Source organism: Novosphingobium sp. BL-A-41-Hi4B-X5A (genome assembly GCF_055521705.1).
This window is the reverse complement of sequence record NZ_CM145500.1, coordinates 1,462,410-1,481,130: the sequence shown is the minus strand read 5'-3', so window position 1 is coordinate 1,481,130 and position 18,721 is coordinate 1,462,410. Positions and strand designations below refer to the sequence as shown.

Genomic DNA, 18,721 nt, shown 5'->3' with positions numbered 1-18,721 from the left:
GAATGATGGCCAAGATCGAAGACCTTCGCGCCAAGAGCGACGACCAGCTGAACGCTGAACTCGCCGAGCTCAAGCGCGAGCAGTTCAACCTGCGTTTCCAGGGCGCGACGAACCAGCTTGAGCGCCCCGCGCGCATCAAGGAAGTCCGTCGCGACATCGCGCGCATCAAGACGCTGCAGACTGAGCGTTCTCAGTCGGCCCAGGCGTAAGGAAGCCAATATGCCCAAGCGTATTCTGATCGGCACCGTGGTGTCCGACAAGACCGACAAGACCGTGGTCGTGAAGGTCGAGCGCAAGGTGAAGCACCCGCTCTACGGGAAGATCATCCGCCGCTCGAAGAAGTATCACGCCCACGACGAGGCGAATGCCTTCAAGACCGGCGAGACCGTGCGCATCGAAGAGACCGCGCCGATCTCGAAGCTGAAGACGTGGAAGGTCATCGACCGCGTCCAGGCCGGCAAGGGCACCGCCATCGAAGCGGACGTCTGATAGGTCGTCAGCCAAAGTTTGGGGTTGCTTCACGGCTAAAGTCGTGTAGCGGCCCCGGCTACTGTTTTGGAACTGCCGGACTGGTTCCGGCAAGCCAGTGAGAAGGAACCGGATCAATGATCCAGATGCAATCCAATCTCGACGTGGCGGACAACAGCGGCGCAAAGCGCGTCCAGTGCATCAAGGTGCTGGGTGGCTCGAAGCGTCGGTTCGCAAGCGTCGGCGACATCATCGTGGTGTCGGTCAAGGAAGCGCAGCCGCGCGCCCGCGTTAAGAAGGGCGACGTGCACCGCGCCGTCATCGTTCGCACGAAGAAGGACGTCCGCCGCACCGACGGTTCGGTCATCCGCTTCGACAGCAATGCCGCCGTCCTGGTCGGCAAGAACGAAGAGCCGATCGGCACGCGTATCTTCGGCCCAGTGGTTCGCGAACTCCGCGGCAAGGGCTTCATGAAGATCATCTCGCTCGCTCCGGAGGTGCTGTAATGGCCGCCGCCAAGATCAAGAAGGGCGATACTGTCGTCATTCGTTCGGGCAAGGACAAGGGCCGTACCGGCACCGTGCTCCAGGTCCTTCCGAAGGATGAGAAGGTCGTCGTGCAGGGCGTGAACATCGCTGCCCGTCACCGCAAGCCGAGCCAGCAGAACCCCCAGGGCGGCATCGACCGCTTCGAGGCTCCGCTGCACATCTCCAAGGTTTCGGTCGCAGACAAGGATGGCAAGCCCACCCGCGTCCGCTTCGAGACCAAGGACGGCAAGAAGGTCCGTGTGGCCGTCAAGTCCGGGGAGGCCATCGATGGCTGACAAGTACACTCCGCGTCTCAAGGGCAAGTACGACGCCGACATTGCCAAGGCGATGCAGGAAAAGTTCGGCTACAAGAACGCGCTCGAGATCCCGCGCATCGAGAAGATCACGCTCAACATGGGCGTGGGCGAAGCGAGCCAGGACAAGAAGAAGGTCACGACCGCAGCTGCCGAAATGGAGCTGATCGCCGGTCAGAAGCCCGTCATCACCAAGGCGAAGAAGTCGATCGCGCAGTTCAAGCTGCGTGAAGGCATGCCGATCGGCTGCAAGGTCACCCTACGCCGTGAACGCATGTACGAATTCCTCGACCGTCTCATCACCATCGCAATGCCCCGCATCCGCGACTTCCGTGGTCTGAACCCGAAGTCGTTCGACGGTCGCGGCAACTACGCGATGGGTCTGAAGGAGCAGATCATCTTCCCAGAGATCAGCTACGACCAGATCGAGAAGGTGCGTGGCATGGACATCATCGTCACCACGACCGCGAAGACGGACGAGGAAGCTCGCGAGCTGCTTCGCCTGTTCGGTTTCCCGTTCCCGCAGGAAGCTGCTGAAGAGCAGCAGGCCGCGTGATCCAGAATTGAAGAAGAGAGCTTAAGTCCATGGCGAAACTGAGTTCCATCAACAAGAACGAGAAGCGCAAGAAGCTCGTTCAGAAGTACGCGGCCAAGTACGCTGCGCTCAAGGCCCAGGCCGACGACGAATCGCTCGACGAAACCGAGCGTCTGATCGCCCGCCTGAAGATGGCCGAGCTGCCGCGCAACGCGAACCCGACCCGGGTGCGCAACCGCTGTGCAACCACCGGCCGCCCGCGTGGCTACTATCGCAAGTTCGGCCTTTGCCGCATCGAGCTGCGGGACAAGGGCAACAAGGGCCTTATCCCCGGCCTGACGAAGTCGAGCTGGTAAGGATCATCCGATGGCTATGACCGACCCCCTGGGTGATATGCTCACCCGCATCCGCAACGGCCAGCAGGCGAAGAAGGACTCGGTCCTTTCGCCCGCTTCCAAGCTGCGTGCGCACGTGCTCGAAGTCCTTCAGCGTGAAGGCTACATCCGTGGTTTCTCGGAGGACGCCACCGGCGCCCACCCGCAGCTGCGCATCGAGCTCAAGTATTTCGAAGGCCAGCCTGCGATCAAGCATGTTGCCCGTGTCTCCAAGCCTGGCCGCCGCGTCTACTCGGGTTCCAAGGAACTCCCGGTGATCCGCAACGGTCTTGGCATCACCATCGTCTCGACGCCGAAGGGCGTGCTCTCGGATGCCGAAGCACGTGCTGCCAACGTCGGTGGCGAAGTGCTGGCGGAGGTGTTCTGATGAGCCGCATCGGCAAGAAGCCGGTGGCGATCCCGAGTGGCGTCACCGCGAACATCGCGGACGGCGTGCTGACCGTGAAGGGCCCCAAGGGCACCCTGACGCTCACGCTGCGCGACGAGATCAGCTACACCGTTGATGGCGACACGATCCTCGTGAAGCCTGCAAACGACACCAAGGGCGCTCGTGCGTTCTGGGGCATGCAGCGCACGCTCGTCGACAACCTCGTCACTGGCGTGACGCAGGGCTACACCAAGGTCCTCGAGATCACCGGTGTCGGCTACCGCGCCAACGCTCAGGGCAAGAACCTGAAGCTGCAGCTTGGCTACAGCCACGACGTCGACTTCGCGGTGCCGGAAGGCATCGAGATCAAGACCCCTGACAACACCACGGTGGAAATCTCGGGCATCGACAAGCAGAAGGTCGGCCAGGTTGCCGCCGAGATCCGTCGCTGGCGCAAGCCCGAGCCGTACAAGGGCAAGGGCATCAAGTACCGCGGCGAGTTTATCTTCCGCAAGGAAGGGAAGAAGAAGTAATGGCAAAGCTGTCTCTCTTCGCACGCCGCCGCCGTCGCGTCCGCACTGCGCTCAAGGCGCGCTCGGGTGGTCGTCCTCGTCTGTCGGTGCATCGCTCCGGCCGTCACATCTACGCCCAGATCATCGACGACGCGGAAGGCAAGACCCTTGCTGCCGCTTCGACCTTGGTGAAGGGCCAGAAGTCGATCGGCGCGAATGTCGATGCCGCCGCCAAGGTTGGCACCGAGATCGCCGAGAAGGCCAAGGCCGCCGGCATCACCACTGTCGTGTTCGATCGCGGCGGGTTCCTGTTCCATGGCCGCGTCAAGGCGCTGGCCGATGCCGCCCGTGAAGGCGGGCTGGAGTTCTGACAATGGCTGACGAAACCAACCTGGAAGGCGCAGCCGCGGTCGAATCGACCGGCGGTGAGCAGCGCGAAGGTCGCGGTCGTGGCCGCGGCCGTGGCGGCAATGACCGTGGTGGCGAGCGTGGTGGCCGTGGCCGTCGCGACGACCGTCGCGGTCGTGGCAACAACGACGAGGAAGGTGGCGAGGAGCTGATCGAAAAGCTCGTCCACATCAACCGCGTCTCCAAGACCGTGAAGGGCGGCAAGCGCTTCGGCTTTGCAGCACTGGTCGTGGTCGGCGATGGCAAGGGCCGCGTCGGCTTCGGCAAGGGCAAAGCTCGCGAAGTGCCTGAGGCGATCACCAAGGCTACTGCCGCTGCAAAGCGCGCGATGGTCCGCGTGCCGCTCAAGGAAGGCCGCACCCTGCACCATGACGGCAAGGGCCGCTTCGGCGCTGGCAAGGTCAACGTGCGTTCGGCTCCGGCCGGTACCGGCATCATCGCCGGTGGCCCGATGCGCGCCGTGTTCGAAAGCCTTGGCGTTGCCGACGTGGTGACCAAGTCGGTCGGCACCTCGAACCCCTACAACATGATCCGCGCAACCTTCGACGCGCTGACCGACCAGACTTCGCCGAAGTCGGTTGCGCAGCGTCGTGGCAAGAAGGTCGCCGATCTCCTCGGCCGTGGTGGCGCTTCGCAGGTCGAAGCCGAAGCCGCTGCCGAAGCCATCACGGAGTAATCGGTCATGGCAACGATCAAGATCAAGCAGATCGGTTCGCCGATCCGTCGCCCGGAAAGCCAGAAGAAGATTCTGATCGGCCTGGGCCTGGGCAAGATGCACCGCGTGGTCGAGTTGGAAGACACGGCCGAAGTGCGTGGCGCCATTGCCAAGCTTCCCCACATGGTGGCCGTGGTCGACTGACCATTGCTCCCCGACGGAAAAAGGACGCCCCGGCCGAGTGCCGGGGTTTTCCTTTGGGGCTAGGTGGCACGGTGCCTCCCAGTCCCGTGAGGGGGTGACAAGCCCGGCCTGATCGGCTAGGCGGCGCCCTTTCCAAAGCGCGTCTCAAAGCGAAAGCGAGTGCAGAACATGAAACTGAACGAACTCAACGACAACTACGGCGCCCGCAAGGGCCGCATGCGCGTCGGCCGTGGTATTGGCTCGGGCAAGGGCAAGACTGCCGGTCGCGGCCAGAAGGGTGCCAAGGCACGTTCGGGCGTCAGCATCAACGGCTTCGAAGGCGGTCAGATGCCGCTTCACATGCGCATCCCGAAGCGCGGCTTCAACAACATCTTCGCCAAGGACTACGCCGAAGTGAACCTCGGCATGATCCAGAAGATGATCGATGCCGGCAAGCTCGACGTCTCGGGCACCGTTGATCACGCCGCGCTCAAGGCTGCTGGTCTGGCCCGTGGTGGCAAGGATGGCGTCCGTCTGCTCGGCAAGGGTGAACTGACCACCAAGGTCGCGTTCTCGGTCGCTGGTGCCTCGAAGGGCGCTGTGGCGGCTGTCGAGAAGGCTGGCGGTTCGGTCTCGGTCATCGAAACCGGTCCGAGCGAAGCCGAGAAGAAGGCAGCTCGCGCTGCGGCCAACAAGGCCAAGTAAGCCAATTCCGGTCCCCGCCCGCCAGTCGGGCGGGGATTTCGGCATTGCAGGGGTTCGACTTTCGCGGGCCTCGCACTATATGGGCTGGCTCAAGACGTCCGAAACAGGTTGGCCCAAGGCCCGGTTTCGCAGCAAGGCTTAGAACCCCGAAATGGCATCACGCGCCGACAACATCGCCAGCAACCTCAGCCTGGCCAACTTCTCCAAGGCAACCGAGCTCAAGAAGCGCATCTGGTTCACGGTGGGCGCGCTCATCGTCTTCCGGTTCCTCAGCTTTGTGCCGCTGCCCGGCGTCAATCCGCTGATCCTGGAGACGCTTTACGACCAGACGCGTGGTGGCGTTCTCGACATCTTCAACGCATTTTCTGGCGGTTCGCTCGAGCGCATGAGCCTGATCGCGCTCGGCGTGATGCCCTACATCACGGCCTCGATCGTGGTTCAGCTTGCCGCCTCGCTCCATCCGGCACTCGCCGCGATGAAGAAGGAAGGTGAAAGCGGGCGCAAGAAGCTCAATCAGTACACGCGTTATGGCGCGGTGCTGCTGACCGCAATCCAGGGCTGGGTGCTCGCCTCCGGGCTTGAAGCATACGGCGCGTCGAGCGGGCTGCAGGCCGTGGTCAACCCCGGCGTGCTGTTCCGTGTCGGGGCGGTCATCTCGCTGATCGGCGGCACGATGTTCCTGCTGTGGCTGGGTGAGCAGATCACTTCGCGCGGCATTGGCAACGGCGTTTCGCTGATCATCATGGCCGGCATCGTGGCGCAGCTGCCGAAGTTCTTCGGCAACCTGTTCGAGGGTGGCCGCACCGGCTCGATCTCGCCGTTCCTGATTGTCGGCATCTTCATCATGCTGGTCGCGCTGGTGCTTGGCATCTGCTTCTTCGAGCGGGCGACGCGGCGACTGCTGATCCAGTATCCGAAGCGCGCGACGCAGCGCGGCATGATGAATGCCGATCGCAGCCACCTGCCGCTCAAGCTCAACACCGCAGGCGTGATCCCTCCGATCTTCGCCAGCTCGCTGCTGCTGCTGCCGCTGACGATCACGCAGTTTGCCGGAAACTCGATCTCGCCCGACACGACGATGGGCCAGGCGATCGTGACGCTGAACCAGTACCTCGGGCATGGCAAGCCGCTCTACATGCTGCTCTATGCGCTGGGCATCATCTTCTTCGCGTTCTTCTACACCGCAGTTGTGTTCAACCCAGAAGAGACTGCCGAGAATCTCAAGAAGAACGGCGGGTTCATTCCGGGCATCCGTCCGGGCAAGAACACCCAGAACTACTTGGACTATGTGCTAACTCGCATCACCGTGCTGGGTGCGGCATATATCACCGTGGTCTGCGTCGTGCCGGAATTCATCATGGCGGAGACGGGCATGGGGACGCTGTTCTTCGGCGGCACCAGTCTGCTGATCGTGGTCAACGTCACGGTCGACACCATCACGCAGATCCAGTCGCACCTGCTGGCACACCAGTATGGCGACCTGATCAAGAAGGCGAAACTGAAAGGCAGGCTGCGCTGATTGCAGCAGCCGCATGAGGGGGACGGTACCTTGAACATCATCCTTTTGGGGCCTCCAGGCGCGGGCAAGGGCACGCAGGCCCAGCGTCTGGTTGAACGCCACAGCATGAAGCAGCTCTCCACGGGCGACATGCTGCGCGCCGCGGTCAAGGCCCAGACGCCGGTCGGTCTCAAGGCCAAAGCCGTGATGGAAGCAGGTGAGCTGGTCTCTGACGAGATCGTGTCGGCACTGATCGGTGATGAGCTGGATGCAATGCCCGAAGGGCAGGGCGCGATCTTCGACGGTTATCCCCGGACTGCACCCCAAGCCGAATCGCTGGGTGAACTGCTGGCCTCGCGCGGCAAGAAGCTGGACCATGTCATCGAGCTCGACGTCAACGAGGACGCGCTGGTCGAGCGCATCACCGGCCGTTACACCTGCGCCACCTGCGGCAAGGGCTATCACGACACGTTCGAGAAGCCGGCAGTCGACGGCACCTGCGACAAGTGCGGTGGGCATGAGTTCAAGCGCCGCCCTGACGACAACGAGGAAACCGTGCGCACGCGCATGGCGGAATATCGTGCCAAAACTGCGCCGATCCTGCCGATCTACGAAGCGCAGGGCATTGTCTCGCGGGTTGATGGCATGGCCGACATGGACGACGTGACGGCAGCCATTGAGGCTATCCTCGGCAAGCGCTAACACCCGAGCGTGACCCGCCCGTCCCGGTGCGGGCGGAGGCACGTGATGGGCAAGTTGTTGTATCTCCTGACGGCGGGGCTTGGCGGCCTCGCCGTTGTTGCATCCGCGCCTGCCCGGGCTGAAGTGACGGCGCGGACCGACACCGGTTTCGTGATCCGCGTGACTGGCGAAGTTGCCTCCAGCCCGGCAGAGGCATGGAAGGTCTTCACGACCCCGTCGTTGTGGTGGAATCCGCAGCACACTTTCTCGGGCGAGGCGGCCAACCTTTCCATGGACGCGAGTGCCAACGGCTGCTTCTGCGAGAAGCTGCCTGTTCCGAAAGGCGCTCCGGCAACGCAGAAGCCGGGATCCGTCATGCACATGCGCATCGTCTACGCCGAACCTTACCGTGCGCTCAGGCTGGTGGGCGGGCTGGGCCCGCTGCAGTCCGAGGCGGTGAACGGGACCATGACCGTCACCTTCAAGGCGGTGGAGGGCAGTGGCGGAAAGTCGACACGCATTCTCTGGGAATACGTTGTCGGTGGCTTCATGCGCTACAAGACCGAAACCATTTCCGGGGCCGTCGACAAGGTTCTGGGAGAGCAGATCAGCGGACTAACCAAACTGATCGGCCCGGCGAGTCCTGTCGAGGCAAAGCTTCTTCCGACCGAACCGGTGATTCCTGAGGCTTCGATTGCGGGCTCGAGCCCTGACGCGAACGATGGTTCGTCCGCATCAGAGATGGATCAATCGCCGGAAGGCGAGGGACCGTCCTACACGCCCGATCCGACAAAGGACGATGCAGCAGCAGGTGAGTCCGTGAAGTCGGCGTTGGACCAGCTGTTCAAGAAGAAGGACGACAAGCTGCCCGCCGGACGTTGAGTGGTGCTATCGGCGCTTTCACCCCGCACAAAACGCGCTAATCTTTCAGGCAACGACAGCGCGAATCGGTCCACTCCGATGACGCGCGGCACGGGCCGCACCCGCCGCTTCAGGCATGCACATCGAGAACCGACTGGTTCCGATCTGGGGGAGAGTACCGTGGCCGTATCCGATCATGTTGACCTGCCGACCTTCATGGAGGGTGTGAAGAAGCGCAACCCCTATCAGCCGGAGTTCGTCCAGGCAGTTCAGGAAGTTGCCGAAGACATCTTCGAGTTCATGCAGGACAAGGAGGAGTATCACTCGCAGCAGATCCTGCGCCGCATTGCCGAGCCGGATCGCGTGGTCTCGTTCCGCGTTTGCTGGGAGGACGACAACGGCAACGTTCGCGTGCAACGCGGTTGGCGCGTGCAGAACAACAATGCGATCGGCCCCTACAAGGGCGGCATCCGCTTCCATCCTTCGGTCACCGAATCGGTGCTGAAGTTCCTCGCGTTCGAGCAGACCTTCAAGAACGCGCTGACCGGGTTGCCGATGGGCGGCGGCAAGGGTGGTTCGAACTTCAATCCCAAGGGCAAGAGCGTGCGCGAGATCATGCGCTTCTGCCAGAGCTTCATGACCGAACTCTACCGCCACATCGGGGCCGACATCGACGTCCCTGCCGGTGACATCGGCGTCGGCGGGCGCGAGATCGGCTTCATGTTCGGCCAGTACAAGCGCATCACCAACAACTTTACCGGCGTGCTGACCGGCAAGGGACTCGAATGGGGGGGCTCGCTGATCCGCACCGAGGCGACCGGTTATGGTGCGGTCTACTTCCTTGCCAACATGCTGGCGACCGAGAGCGAGGACCTTACGGGCAAGACAGCGGTGATCTCGGGCTCCGGCAACGTGGCGACGCATGCTGCCGAGAAGATCGTGCAACTGGGCGGCAAGGTGCTGACGCTGTCGGATTCGGGGGGCTACATTCACGACCCGGACGGCATCGACCAGGAGAAGATCGACTGGGTCAAGACGCACAAGACCCACCGTCGCGGCCGGATCGAGGAATATGTCACGGCGTTCCCGAAGGCGACGTTCGTGGCGGGCAAGACGCCGTGGGGCGTGCCTTGCGACGTCGCGCTGCCTTGCGCGACCCAGAACGAACTGCTCGGCGATGATGCGCGCATGCTCATAGCCAATGGCTGCAAAGCGGTGGCCGAGGGGGCAAACATGCCGACCGACCTCGACGGCGTGCATGTCTTCAAGGCAGCCAAGATCCTCTACGCTCCGGGCAAGGCCTCCAACGCTGGCGGCGTGGCTGTCTCTGGCCTCGAAATGAGCCAGAACTCCGAACGCCGCTCGTGGAAGGAGGAGGAACTGCAGCAGATGCTCAAGGACATCATGTCAGGCATCCACAAGTCGTGCCTTGCCTATGGCGATCAGGGCGGCGGCTATATCGACTACGTGAAGGGAGCCAATATCGCTGGCTTCAAGAAGGTAGCCGACGCGATGCTGGCCTTCGGCGTCGTCTGATCCGCAAAGCCAGCGCGGACATCCGGGGGCGCCGAACGCGGCACCCCCGGGTGAGGCTGCCGCTTGCTCAAGTCCTTCTCAAGGCACTGTCCAGCAGCGATCGGGCCGGAGAGATTTCCTGCAGGGAGTATCCTGCCGGACCCTGACTGACGATCCGCAGGTTCGGATGCAGTTTGGCGCGCAAGCCGGAAATCAGGACTTGCAGCGACTTCGTGCTGATCGGCCGATGCGTCGAACGACCGCTGATGGCGAGCTGGTTGCTACGCACCGGCGATCCCCGTGCGGCCACGAGCATGGACAGGACTCGCGCCTCGCGGCCGAGCAGTGGCTCCCGGGTGAAGTGCTGAAGATGCAGGTCCCTCACTTCCTCGATCACCTTCGCTTGCCGGCTTTGCGCGATACGGCCGAGCACGGCACGTACGCGGGCGGCGCCTTCGGCAGCTGACATATCGCCATCGAAAACGTCGTCGAAACCGGCGTTGAGCAGTTGCGCCCTTACGCCGGGGCGAACCTCGCGGATGATCACGATCTTGGCCTTGGTTTTCAGCACAGGCCGATAAATGCGAATGAGCTTGCGAATCCGTACCGGGTCGCTGCCCGTAACGAACAGCGTGTTGTAGTACTCCCGGCTGTCGTCGACATGGCCGACGTAATCGTCGGTAATGCGGTGGAACTGGACCCGGCCGGAGATGGCGCGGGCTAACGCGGTTTCCGGCCCAGGATCGCCATTGCCAAAATACAGCGCCCGTGCGCTGATGACTTCCAAGCGCGGGCTTTTCGGCCTGGCGCCAGAAGGCGGGCTGCCCGGGATGGAACTGCCCCCGCCGCCGCCATCGGCCGCAAGCTGCGGCTTACGGGATTGAGACATGCCTTAATAACTTTCGATATGGCTTAAGCTATAACTTTATAGATATTATCTGTTCTTGCAATGATGCTGGGCAGTGTCGCGCCCCACGCAAGCCGGATCGCGGCGATTCGATGACGGCCGGTGATTCAAGAAAGCGCCTCCGATTTGGCGCGAAATAGACCTGCGTCGTGGATAACGTCGTCCAAGCCTGCTTCTGCCGGCGTCGCATATTGCGAGAAAAGCCTGATCGGGTAAGCATTTGCGGCCAGTCGTTGCCAAATCGGCGCGAATGCGTCGTTCCCCTCTTGTTCTATGAGAACACAACAGGTACATAACCCTTGTTGACGGCTCATGTCAGCCAACTCTAGCAAGGGAAACGAAGCCATGGCGGCTCAGCTCAAGCTCATCGAGGAAGGTAAGATCAAGGACATGGATCGTCAGAAGGCGCTCGACGCAGCCCTTGCGCAGATTGACCGTGCGTTCGGCAAGGGTTCGGCAATGAAGCTGGGCTCGAAGGAAGCGATGCAGGTGGAGGCGATCTCCACCGGATCGCTGGGACTTGATATCGCACTCGGCGTTGGTGGCCTGCCGCGCGGGCGCGTGATCGAGGTCTACGGGCCGGAAAGCTCCGGCAAGACCACGCTGGCGTTGCATGTCATCGCCCAGGCCCAGAAGACCGGCGGCACGGCGGCATTCATCGATGCCGAGCATGCACTCGATCCGGTCTATGCCAAGAAGCTGGGTGTCGATATCGACAACCTGATCGTGTCGCAGCCGGATACCGGTGAGCAGGCGCTCGAAATCACCGATACGCTGGTGCGCTCCAATGCGATCGACGTGCTGGTGGTGGACTCGGTGGCCGCGCTCGTGCCTCGCGCCGAAATCGAAGGCGAAATGGGCGACAGTCACGTCGGTTTGCAGGCTCGTCTGATGAGCCAGTCGCTGCGCAAGCTGACCGGTTCGATCAGCCGTTCGCGCTGCATGGTGATCTTCATCAACCAGCTGCGCATGAAGATCGGCGTGATGTATGGCAACCCCGAGACGACGACGGGCGGCAATGCGCTCAAGTTCTACGCGTCGGTCCGCCTCGACATCCGCCGCACCGGCCAGATCAAGGATCGTGACGAGATCGTCGGCAACGCCACGCGCGTGAAGGTGGTCAAGAACAAGGTTGCCCCGCCGTTCAAGCAGGTCGAATTCGACATCATGTATGGCGAAGGCATCTCGAAGATCGGCGAAATCCTCGACCTGGGCGTCAAGGCCGGGCTGGTCGAGAAATCGGGCGCCTGGTTCAGCTATGACTCGATCCGCATCGGTCAGGGCCGCGAGAACGCCAAGAACTTCCTGCGTGAGAATTCCGAACTTTGCGACCGGTTGGAAGCTGCGATCCGCGGCCGCACCGACAAGGTTGCCGAAGGTCTGATGGTCGGTCCGGACGCGGACGACGACGTCTGATCTTCAAGGCGGCGGGCAGCCTCCACCCACCGGCGCAAGCCGGGCCCGCCAGCCAGACAAAGAGCCCGCGCGTTCCCCGGCAGGATCGCGCGGGCTTTTTGTTTGCGTGTCGGCGGTTGCGAGTTAACTTTCCACTTAAACCGCACGGAGAATCGCCATGAGCATCATCGTTCACCACCTTAACAACAGCCGCTCGCAGCGGGTGCTCTGGCTGCTGGAAGAGCTGGGCGTCGATTACGAGATTCGGCATTATCAGCGCGATGCCGTGACCAACCTGGCTCCGCCCGAACTGAAGGCCGTGCACCCGCTGGGCAAATCGCCCCTGCTCGAAATCGATGGCCGGGTGATCGAGGAATCGGGCGCGATCGTGCAGGTGCTGTGTGAACGCTATGGCAAGGGCACCTGGTTGCCCGCAGACGGAAGTGACGATGCCCTCCGTCATCTGGAGCTGATGCATTTTGCGGAAGGCTCGGCCATGACTCCCGTCCTCCTGCAGCTTTACACCTCGCGGCTTGGTGAGGCTGCTGCACCGCTGAAGCCGCGCATTGACGAGCAACTGGCGGCGCACTTCGGCTACATGGAGCAGATCCTGCGCCCGTCCGGCCACTTCATCGGCGATGATTGGACCGGGGCCGATGTGATGATGAGCTTCCCGGCGGAAATCGCAGTGATGCAAGGGGCGGGTGAGCATTTCCCCAAGCTGGCGGCATTCGTCGCGGCGATCCACGCGCGGCCGGCCTGGCAGCGCGCTCGCGAGAAGGGCGGCGACTATTTCGGGATGTGAGGCATGACCAGCGCAAGTGACTGGCAGGGCACGGTCGGCAGGAGCTGGGCCAGCGAATGGCGTCGCACCGATGTCAGCTTTTCCGACCTGACACCGAAATTGCTGGCTGCGATCGCTCGAGAGCCTGGCGCCACCGTGGTCGATATCGGCTGCGGTGCCGGGGAGCTGTCGATTGCAGTGGCCGCGGCGAGGCCGCAGGCACGGGTGACCGGCGTGGATATCTCGGGCGATCTGGTCGAGACGGCACGCTCCCGCGCTGTTCAGGCCAATCTCGCGTTCGAACTTGCCGATGCCTCGCAGTGGCAGCCCGCATCGAGGCCCGACCTGTACATCTCCCGCCACGGCGTGATGTTTTTCTCCGATCCCCAAGCTGCCTTCGCCCATCTGGCCGCGCAGGCGGCTCCGGGTGCACGCATGGTGTTCTCGTGCTTTCGCAAGGCTGCGGAGAACGATTGGGCGGCGGCCGTTGCGGCGCTCCTGCCGAAGGGTGATTCTCCGCAAGCTTCGCCGACCGCGCCTGGGCCTTTCGCCTTTGCCCTGCCCGAGCACGTGCTGCGCTGCATGGCAGGGTGGCAGGCCGTGGAGTTCAAGCCGGTAGACTTCCGGTACATCGCTGGAACCGGCCCCGACGCCGTAGCCGAAGCGATGGCGCTGTTCCGCCGCATCGGGCCCGCCGCAGCGGCCTTGCGAACCTTGCCTGATGCCGAGCGCGCAGAGATAGAAAGGCGGCTCGCCGACCTTGTGGAGGCCCATCATCGGGACGGTCAGGTGGCATTCAATGCTGCGGCATGGCTGGTAAGCGCCACGTCCGATCACAATGATGGATGAAACGTGCTTGTAGCGCGCCGAACGCTCGCCTAATCGGCCTTTCATGACTTCGACGAACGAAATCCGCCGCTCCTTCCTCGAATACTTCGGCTCGAACGGGCACGATGTGGTGCAGTCCGCGCCGCTGGTCCCGTACAATGACCCGACGCTGATGTTCACGAACGCCGGGATGGTGCCGTTCAAGAACGTGTTCACCGGCCTCGAGACGCGCGCGGTGCCTCGTGCGACCTCTTCGCAGAAGTGCGTGCGCGCTGGCGGCAAGCACAACGATCTCGACAATGTGGGGTACACCGCGCGGCACCACACGTTCTTCGAGATGCTCGGCAATTTCTCGTTCGGCGATTATTTCAAGGAACAGGCGATCACCCATGCATGGACGCTGCTGACGCGCGAATGGGGCCTGCCCAAGGACAAGCTGCTCGCCACGGTCTACCACACCGACGACGAGGCGTTCGAGCTGTGGAAGAAGATTGCGGGCCTGCCGGAAGACCGCATCATCCGCATCGCAACGAAGGACAACTTCTGGGCGATGGGCGATGATGGCCCGTGTGGCCCGTGTTCGGAAATCTTCTTCGATCATGGCGATCACATCTGGGGCGGCCCTCCGGGATCGCCGGAGGAAGATGGCGACCGCTTCATCGAGATCTGGAACCTCGTGTTCATGCAGTTCGAGCAGACGGCGGGTGAGATCACCGGCAGCCTGCCCAAGCCGAGCATCGATACCGGCATGGGCCTCGAGCGCATCGCCGCCGTGCTGCAGGGCGAGCACGACAACTACGACACCGACACGTTCAAGGCGCTGATCGCGGCGTCCGAAAGCCTGACTTCGGTCAAGGCCGAGGGCGAGCAGCGCGCCAGCCATCGCGTGATTGCCGATCACCTGCGCTCGACCAGCTTCCTGCTGGCCGATGGCGTGCTGCCGTCGAACGAGGGGCGCGGTTACGTGCTGCGCCGGATCATGCGCCGTGCGATGCGTCATGCCCACCTGCTCGGCGCGAAGGACCCGCTGATGCATCGCCTGGTGCCCGCGCTGGTTGCCGAGATGGGCGCTGCCTATCCCGAACTCGGCCGTGCGCAGCCACTGATCGAGGAAACCCTGCTGCGCGAGGAAGTCCAGTTCCGCCGCACGCTGTCGAACGGCATCAAGCTGCTCGACGAGGCGACCGCCGCGCTGGGCGAGGGCGACGCGCTGCCGGGCGAGACCGCGTTCAAGCTCTACGATACCTACGGCTTCCCCTATGACCTGACCGAAGACGCCCTGCGCGCGCGCGGCATTGCCGTGGACCGCGAGGGCTTCGATGCGGCGATGGCGCAGCAGAAGGCGGCGGCGCGCGCGGCGTGGAAGGGATCGGGCCAAGCCGCCGACAGCGAAGTGTGGTTCGACATTGCCGAACGCGTCGGCGCAACCGAGTTCACCGGCTACACCGCCACGACCGGCGAGGCGCAAGTCGTTGCGCTGGTCAAGGACGGCAAGGAAGTTGGGAGCGCTGCGGCGGGCGATGACGTGACCGTGATCGTCAACCAGACGCCGTTCTACGGCGAAAGCGGTGGCCAGACCGGCGATGCCGGCACGATCACCAGTGCCGATGGCCTGAAGCTGGCGGTGAGCGACACCGCCAAGCCCTTGGGCCGCTTGCACGCGCACAACGCGAAGGTTGAAGCGGGTTCGATCAAGGTCGGTGACGTTGTGAAGCTCGACATCGATGTCGAACGCCGCGATGCGATCCGTGCCAACCATTCGGCCACGCACCTGCTGCATGCGGCACTGCGCAACCGCCTGGGCGGGCACGTCACGCAGAAGGGCTCGCTGGTTGCGGCGGACCGCCTGCGCTTCGACTTCTCGCAGCCGACGGCACTGACCCCTGAGGACATTGCCGCGATCGAGGCGGAAGTGAACGCTGAAATCCGCGCCAACGAGGCGGTGACGACGCGCCTGATGAGCCCCGACGATGCGATCGAGGCGGGCGCGATGGCGCTGTTCGGCGAGAAGTACGGCGAGGAAGTGCGCGTGCTCTCGATGGGCCGCGCGACGGACAAGCACTATTCGGTCGAACTGTGCGGCGGTACGCACGTGCGGGCGCTCGGCGATATCGGCGTGTTCCGCATCGTCAGCGAAAGTGCAGTGTCATCAGGCGTGCGCCGCATCGAAGCGCTGACCGGCGAGGGCGCGCGGCAGTGGTTCGTGGCGCGGGAAGAGGCGCTCAAGCACACCGCAGCGATCCTGCGCACGACGCCCGAAGACGTCGAAGCGCGCGTTTCGGCGCTGATGGACGAGCGCAAGAAGCTCGAACGCGAACTTGCCGAAGCGAAGAAGGCGCTGGCGCTCGGCGGCGGTGCAGCCAAGGCCGAGAACGCCGACGAGGAAGTGGGCGGCGTGAAGTTCTCAGGGCAAGTGCTCGACGGGCTCGACCCCAAGGAACTGCGCGGGTTGCTCGATCAGGCCAAGCAGCGTCTGGGTTCGGGTGTAGCGGTGATCGTGGCAGTCAACGAGGGCAAGGCCTCGATCGCGGCCGCCGTGACCGAGGATCTTGCCGGCAAGGTCAGCGCGGTGGATCTGGTGCGCGCAGGCGTGGAAGCGCTGGGCGGCAAGGGCGGCGGCGGTCGCCCCGACATGGCGCAGGGCGGTGGTCCGGATGGTGCCAAGGCAGCTGATGCCATTGCTGCGGCGAAGGCGGTGCTGGCGGGGTGACTTCATCCAGCATCGCCATGAGGGTTCGGTCCTTGGCCGGATGGATTGGTGGTGTATTGTGGATCACGATCTCCACGTTCCCGCTTTTCGGTGAGAGTGCCAAGCGGGAGGTTGCTTGCCGTGGGCGTGTGTTCACCCGCAGCTTCGACGAGTGCTTCAATGACTACTTGCCTCTGCTTGAGATGCTCGCTCCGGCCGTGGCGCTTGCATTGCTGTTACCGTTCCTGAGACTTGCTTCTTATCTTTGGACATCATGTCGCCGACCTACATCACGTCGACTCGCGGTCGTCGGGACTTTCTGGTGCCTTTGGCGTGCGTGCACCTATCCTGTCGATCCGCTAACCGTACCGTATCTACTGGTCTGGATCACATTTGGCCTGTGGTTCGCGGCGGCTGCCTTCACCAGACGCAATCCAGACCTGGCCGAGTAGGCGCGGTTATCGGCGCCCACTCGCACCGCGCGTTTCCGGTTCGGAGCCGCGGGGCAGGTCCTTTTCGCGCATCGTGGCGTCAGTTTGCTGAGGCTTGGTGATTGGGCCCTTGTTCGGCTGATCGTCCTGCGTTGCCGGGTTGAGATCGGGCTTGTTGCTGCGGTGGGTCATTTTTCGCTCTCCTTGCCTCTGAAAAACGCAGGGGCAGGAGATCGGTTGCGGCTCGTCAGGCAGGGCGTTCCCTGAGCGAGGCCGACTTGAGCTTAGGCAGCGAGTTGAGCTCGCCTTCCTCCTTGATCTTCTGGCGCAATTCGTCGCGCTTCTCGTGGATCGAGGCGATGACCGGGCCCATCGGGAAGCCGAGGTCAACGAGCACGGCTTCGGACAATTGGAGCGAGCTTTCCAGCGTTTCAGGCACGGCGTGGCTGGCCCCGGCCTTGTACAGCGCCGCCGCATGGGCAGCGTCGCGGGCGCGGACGATGATCGGCAGATCGGGGTGGGCGCTGCGCAGGCGCTTGACCATGCGCAGGATCAGGACCGGCTCGTCCATGGTGAGGATCATCGCCTTGGCATCGTCCAGCCCGAGGCGGGCGATGGCGGCTTCGCTGTCGACGTTGCCGAAGAGGACAGGCAGGCCGTCCTTGCGCGCAGTCCTGACGATGCCCGGGTCCGAATCGATGCCCAGCCATGCTGCCTTGTGAACGGTCAGCATCTCGGCGATGAGCCGGCCGACGCGGCCGAAGCCCATCACCACGACACGTTCGCCTTCGGGTTCTTCGACAAAGGTGTTCTGGCCGACGTCGGCGGTGCCGCGCGCCACGCGTTGCCCCCAGGTCTCGCCCAGCTTGGCCAGCAAGGGCGTGATCGTCAGGCCGATGGCTGTGACGATCTGCCAGAATTGCGCGGTCTCACGGTCGATCAGGGCGGCCTCGGCGGCGGTGGTCAGCACGATCAGCGTGGTTTCCGATGGGCTGGCCATGAGGATGCCTGCTTCGAGCGCGGTGGCGCGTTCCTTGCCCATGAAGCGCAAGGCGAACATCGTGACCAGCGCCTTGAGGACGACGACGCCGACCACGGCGAGCGTCAGCGGGCCGATTTGCGCCCAGACCACGCGCAAGTCGATGCCCATGCCGATGGTGATCAGGAAGACCCCCAGCGCGAGGCCCTTGAACGGCTTGGTGATCGATTCGACTTCCGTGTGGTACTCGGTCTCGGCAATCAGCAGGCCGGCAAGCAGAGCGCCCATGATCGGCGAGAGGCCGACGAGCGAGGTGGAGAGCGCGGCGGCGATGACCACCAGCATGGTGGCGGCAAGGAACAGCTCCGGGCTCTTGGTCTGAGCCGCCTGCGCGAAGAGGCGGGGCAGCAGCAGGCGTCCCCCGACCAGCAGGACCGTGACCACTATGCCGCCGTAGAGCAGCGTCTCGCCCAGCGTCGGGCCATCGGAATGGGCGGCGACCGGGCCCATCGCGCCGAGGATGAAGATGATCGGGACAAGCGCGATGTCCTCGAACAGCAGCATGGAAAGCGCGGCGCGGCCGACCGGGCCATGGGTTCCAGCGATGGGCAGGACCAGCGCGGTCGATGACAGGGCAAGGGCGAGGCCGAGGCCGAAGGCGCCGCTGATCTGCAGTCCTGTCGCCAGAAGCGCGGCGGACAGGAGCAGGGCTGAGATGCCGAGCTCCATCGCGCCGAGACCGAAGACCAGTCGACGCATGTCCCACAGGCGGTTGAACGAGAGTTCCAGGCCGATCTCGAACAGCAGCAGGATGATGCCGAATTCGGCAAAGGGCGCGATTGCTGCGGGATCGGATATCGTGATGTGGTAAAGCCACGGATACTGCGGCACGAGCGCACCGAGGCCGAACGGACCGACCACCAGTCCGACGAGGATGAATCCGATGATCGGGGTGATGCGGAAGCGCGCGAAGGCCGGGATGACGATGCCGGCCGCACCGAGAATTACGAGGGCGTCGGAAAGTGCGGTCGTCGGTTCGAGATTGCCTGCCATTCCGCAAGGTTAGGGGAGGGGGGCAGTGGTG

24 protein-coding genes are annotated in these 18,721 nt (G+C 63.5%); 20 read left to right on the top strand and 4 right to left on the bottom strand.

All coding sequences use genetic code 11. From position 1 onward, the window contains the following. Positions 1 to 2: 2 nt before the first annotated feature. From rpmC to gdhA, 16 genes are all read left to right on the top strand, one after another. Positions 3 to 209, top strand: a complete 207-nt coding sequence (gene rpmC, locus ACZ1JY_RS06920; protein WP_039334358.1) for a 50S ribosomal protein L29 — start codon at positions 3 to 5, stop codon at positions 207 to 209. 10 nt (positions 210 to 219) lie between these two features. Then, the gene (rpsQ, locus tag ACZ1JY_RS06915; RefSeq protein WP_039334356.1) at positions 220 to 489 is read left to right on the top strand and encodes a 30S ribosomal protein S17; all 270 of its coding nucleotides are present in this window, start codon (positions 220 to 222) and stop codon (positions 487 to 489) included. A 116-nt stretch (positions 490 to 605) separates the two neighbouring features. Beyond that, on the top strand, positions 606 to 974 hold the full coding sequence (rplN, locus tag ACZ1JY_RS06910) for a 50S ribosomal protein L14 (RefSeq protein ID WP_039334354.1): 369 nt from the start codon (positions 606 to 608) through the stop codon (positions 972 to 974). Beyond that, positions 974 to 1,291 (top strand): 50S ribosomal protein L24, encoded by a 318-nt coding sequence (gene rplX, locus ACZ1JY_RS06905; protein ID WP_118073265.1) that lies wholly within the window; start codon positions 974 to 976, stop codon positions 1,289 to 1,291. Before rplN ends, rplX begins: the two co-directional genes overlap by 1 nt. Next, positions 1,284 to 1,865: a 50S ribosomal protein L5 gene (gene rplE, locus ACZ1JY_RS06900; RefSeq protein WP_118073266.1), complete on the top strand. Its 582-nt coding sequence runs from the start codon at positions 1,284 to 1,286 to the stop codon at positions 1,863 to 1,865. The genes rplX and rplE overlap by 8 nt, the downstream gene beginning before the upstream one ends. A 29-nt stretch (positions 1,866 to 1,894) precedes the next feature. Beyond that, a complete protein-coding gene (gene rpsN / locus ACZ1JY_RS06895; RefSeq protein WP_039334348.1) occupies positions 1,895 to 2,200 on the top strand; it encodes a 30S ribosomal protein S14 in 306 nt (101 codons plus the stop codon). Between the two features lie 10 nt (positions 2,201 to 2,210). Further along, positions 2,211 to 2,606, top strand: coding sequence for a 30S ribosomal protein S8 (gene rpsH / locus ACZ1JY_RS06890; protein ID WP_039334346.1), 396 nt, complete (start codon positions 2,211 to 2,213; stop codon positions 2,604 to 2,606). Further along, positions 2,606 to 3,139 carry a 50S ribosomal protein L6 gene (gene rplF, locus ACZ1JY_RS06885; protein ID WP_039334344.1) on the top strand — a complete coding sequence of 178 codons (534 nt, stop codon included), beginning with the start codon at positions 2,606 to 2,608 and terminating at the stop codon, positions 3,137 to 3,139. The genes rpsH and rplF overlap by 1 nt, the downstream gene beginning before the upstream one ends. Beyond that, a complete protein-coding gene (rplR, locus tag ACZ1JY_RS06880; protein ID WP_168903583.1) occupies positions 3,139 to 3,489 on the top strand; it encodes a 50S ribosomal protein L18 in 351 nt (116 codons plus the stop codon). The genes rplF and rplR overlap by 1 nt, the downstream gene beginning before the upstream one ends. Before the next feature lie 2 nt (positions 3,490 to 3,491). After that, a complete protein-coding gene (gene rpsE, locus ACZ1JY_RS06875) occupies positions 3,492 to 4,202 on the top strand; it encodes a 30S ribosomal protein S5 (protein WP_039334340.1) in 711 nt (236 codons plus the stop codon). A gap of 6 nt (positions 4,203 to 4,208) precedes the next feature. Beyond that, complete coding sequence (rpmD, locus tag ACZ1JY_RS06870; protein ID WP_039334338.1) at positions 4,209 to 4,385, top strand: 50S ribosomal protein L30; 177 nt, start codon at positions 4,209 to 4,211, stop codon at positions 4,383 to 4,385. Positions 4,386 to 4,553: 168 nt separating this feature from the next. Continuing rightward, positions 4,554 to 5,069, top strand: a complete 516-nt coding sequence (gene rplO, locus ACZ1JY_RS06865) for a 50S ribosomal protein L15 (protein ID WP_039334443.1) — start codon at positions 4,554 to 4,556, stop codon at positions 5,067 to 5,069. 151 nt (positions 5,070 to 5,220) lie between these two features. Continuing rightward, positions 5,221 to 6,588, top strand: a complete 1,368-nt coding sequence (gene secY / locus ACZ1JY_RS06860; RefSeq protein ID WP_168903585.1) for a preprotein translocase subunit SecY — start codon at positions 5,221 to 5,223, stop codon at positions 6,586 to 6,588. A 30-nt stretch (positions 6,589 to 6,618) separates the two neighbouring features. Next, positions 6,619 to 7,269: an adenylate kinase gene (locus ACZ1JY_RS06855; RefSeq protein WP_118073269.1), complete on the top strand. Its 651-nt coding sequence runs from the start codon at positions 6,619 to 6,621 to the stop codon at positions 7,267 to 7,269. 45 nt (positions 7,270 to 7,314) lie between these two features. Beyond that, positions 7,315 to 8,130 (top strand): SRPBCC family protein, encoded by an 816-nt coding sequence (locus tag ACZ1JY_RS06850; RefSeq protein WP_465130776.1) that lies wholly within the window; start codon positions 7,315 to 7,317, stop codon positions 8,128 to 8,130. A gap of 159 nt (positions 8,131 to 8,289) precedes the next feature. After that, positions 8,290 to 9,645: an NADP-specific glutamate dehydrogenase gene (gdhA, locus tag ACZ1JY_RS06845; RefSeq protein WP_465130775.1), complete on the top strand. Its 1,356-nt coding sequence runs from the start codon at positions 8,290 to 8,292 to the stop codon at positions 9,643 to 9,645. Positions 9,646 to 9,712: 67 nt separating this feature from the next. On the opposite strand, the gene ACZ1JY_RS06840 is transcribed toward gdhA, so the two are convergent. Next, positions 9,713 to 10,411: a response regulator transcription factor gene (locus ACZ1JY_RS06840; RefSeq protein ID WP_465130774.1), complete on the bottom strand. Its 699-nt coding sequence runs from the start codon at positions 10,409 to 10,411 to the stop codon at positions 9,713 to 9,715. Between the two features lie 227 nt (positions 10,412 to 10,638). Further along, on the bottom strand, positions 10,639 to 10,878 hold the full coding sequence (locus ACZ1JY_RS06835; protein ID WP_465130773.1) for a hypothetical protein: 240 nt from the start codon (positions 10,876 to 10,878) through the stop codon (positions 10,639 to 10,641). Between ACZ1JY_RS06835 and recA the strand changes: the two genes are divergently transcribed. The 4 genes from recA (at position 10,877) to alaS (ending at position 16,248) form a co-directional block, all read left to right on the top strand. Beyond that, complete coding sequence (gene recA / locus ACZ1JY_RS06830) at positions 10,877 to 11,947, top strand: recombinase RecA (RefSeq protein WP_039334323.1); 1,071 nt, start codon at positions 10,877 to 10,879, stop codon at positions 11,945 to 11,947. The genes ACZ1JY_RS06835 and recA overlap by 2 nt on opposite strands. A gap of 157 nt (positions 11,948 to 12,104) precedes the next feature. Next, positions 12,105 to 12,731, top strand: coding sequence for a glutathione S-transferase family protein (locus ACZ1JY_RS06825; protein WP_465130772.1), 627 nt, complete (start codon positions 12,105 to 12,107; stop codon positions 12,729 to 12,731). 3 nt (positions 12,732 to 12,734) lie between these two features. Continuing rightward, complete coding sequence (locus tag ACZ1JY_RS06820) at positions 12,735 to 13,559, top strand: class I SAM-dependent methyltransferase (protein WP_465130771.1); 825 nt, start codon at positions 12,735 to 12,737, stop codon at positions 13,557 to 13,559. 43 nt (positions 13,560 to 13,602) lie between these two features. Then, positions 13,603 to 16,248, top strand: a complete 2,646-nt coding sequence (gene alaS / locus ACZ1JY_RS06815) for an alanine--tRNA ligase (protein ID WP_465130770.1) — start codon at positions 13,603 to 13,605, stop codon at positions 16,246 to 16,248. A gap of 437 nt (positions 16,249 to 16,685) precedes the next feature. On the opposite strand, the gene ACZ1JY_RS06810 is transcribed toward alaS, so the two are convergent. Beyond that, positions 16,686 to 16,850: a hypothetical protein gene (locus tag ACZ1JY_RS06810; RefSeq protein ID WP_465130769.1), complete on the bottom strand. Its 165-nt coding sequence runs from the start codon at positions 16,848 to 16,850 to the stop codon at positions 16,686 to 16,688. A gap of 55 nt (positions 16,851 to 16,905) precedes the next feature. Beyond that, a complete protein-coding gene (locus ACZ1JY_RS06805) occupies positions 16,906 to 18,690 on the bottom strand; it encodes a cation:proton antiporter domain-containing protein (RefSeq protein WP_465130768.1) in 1,785 nt (594 codons plus the stop codon). Positions 18,691 to 18,721 lie beyond the last annotated feature (31 nt).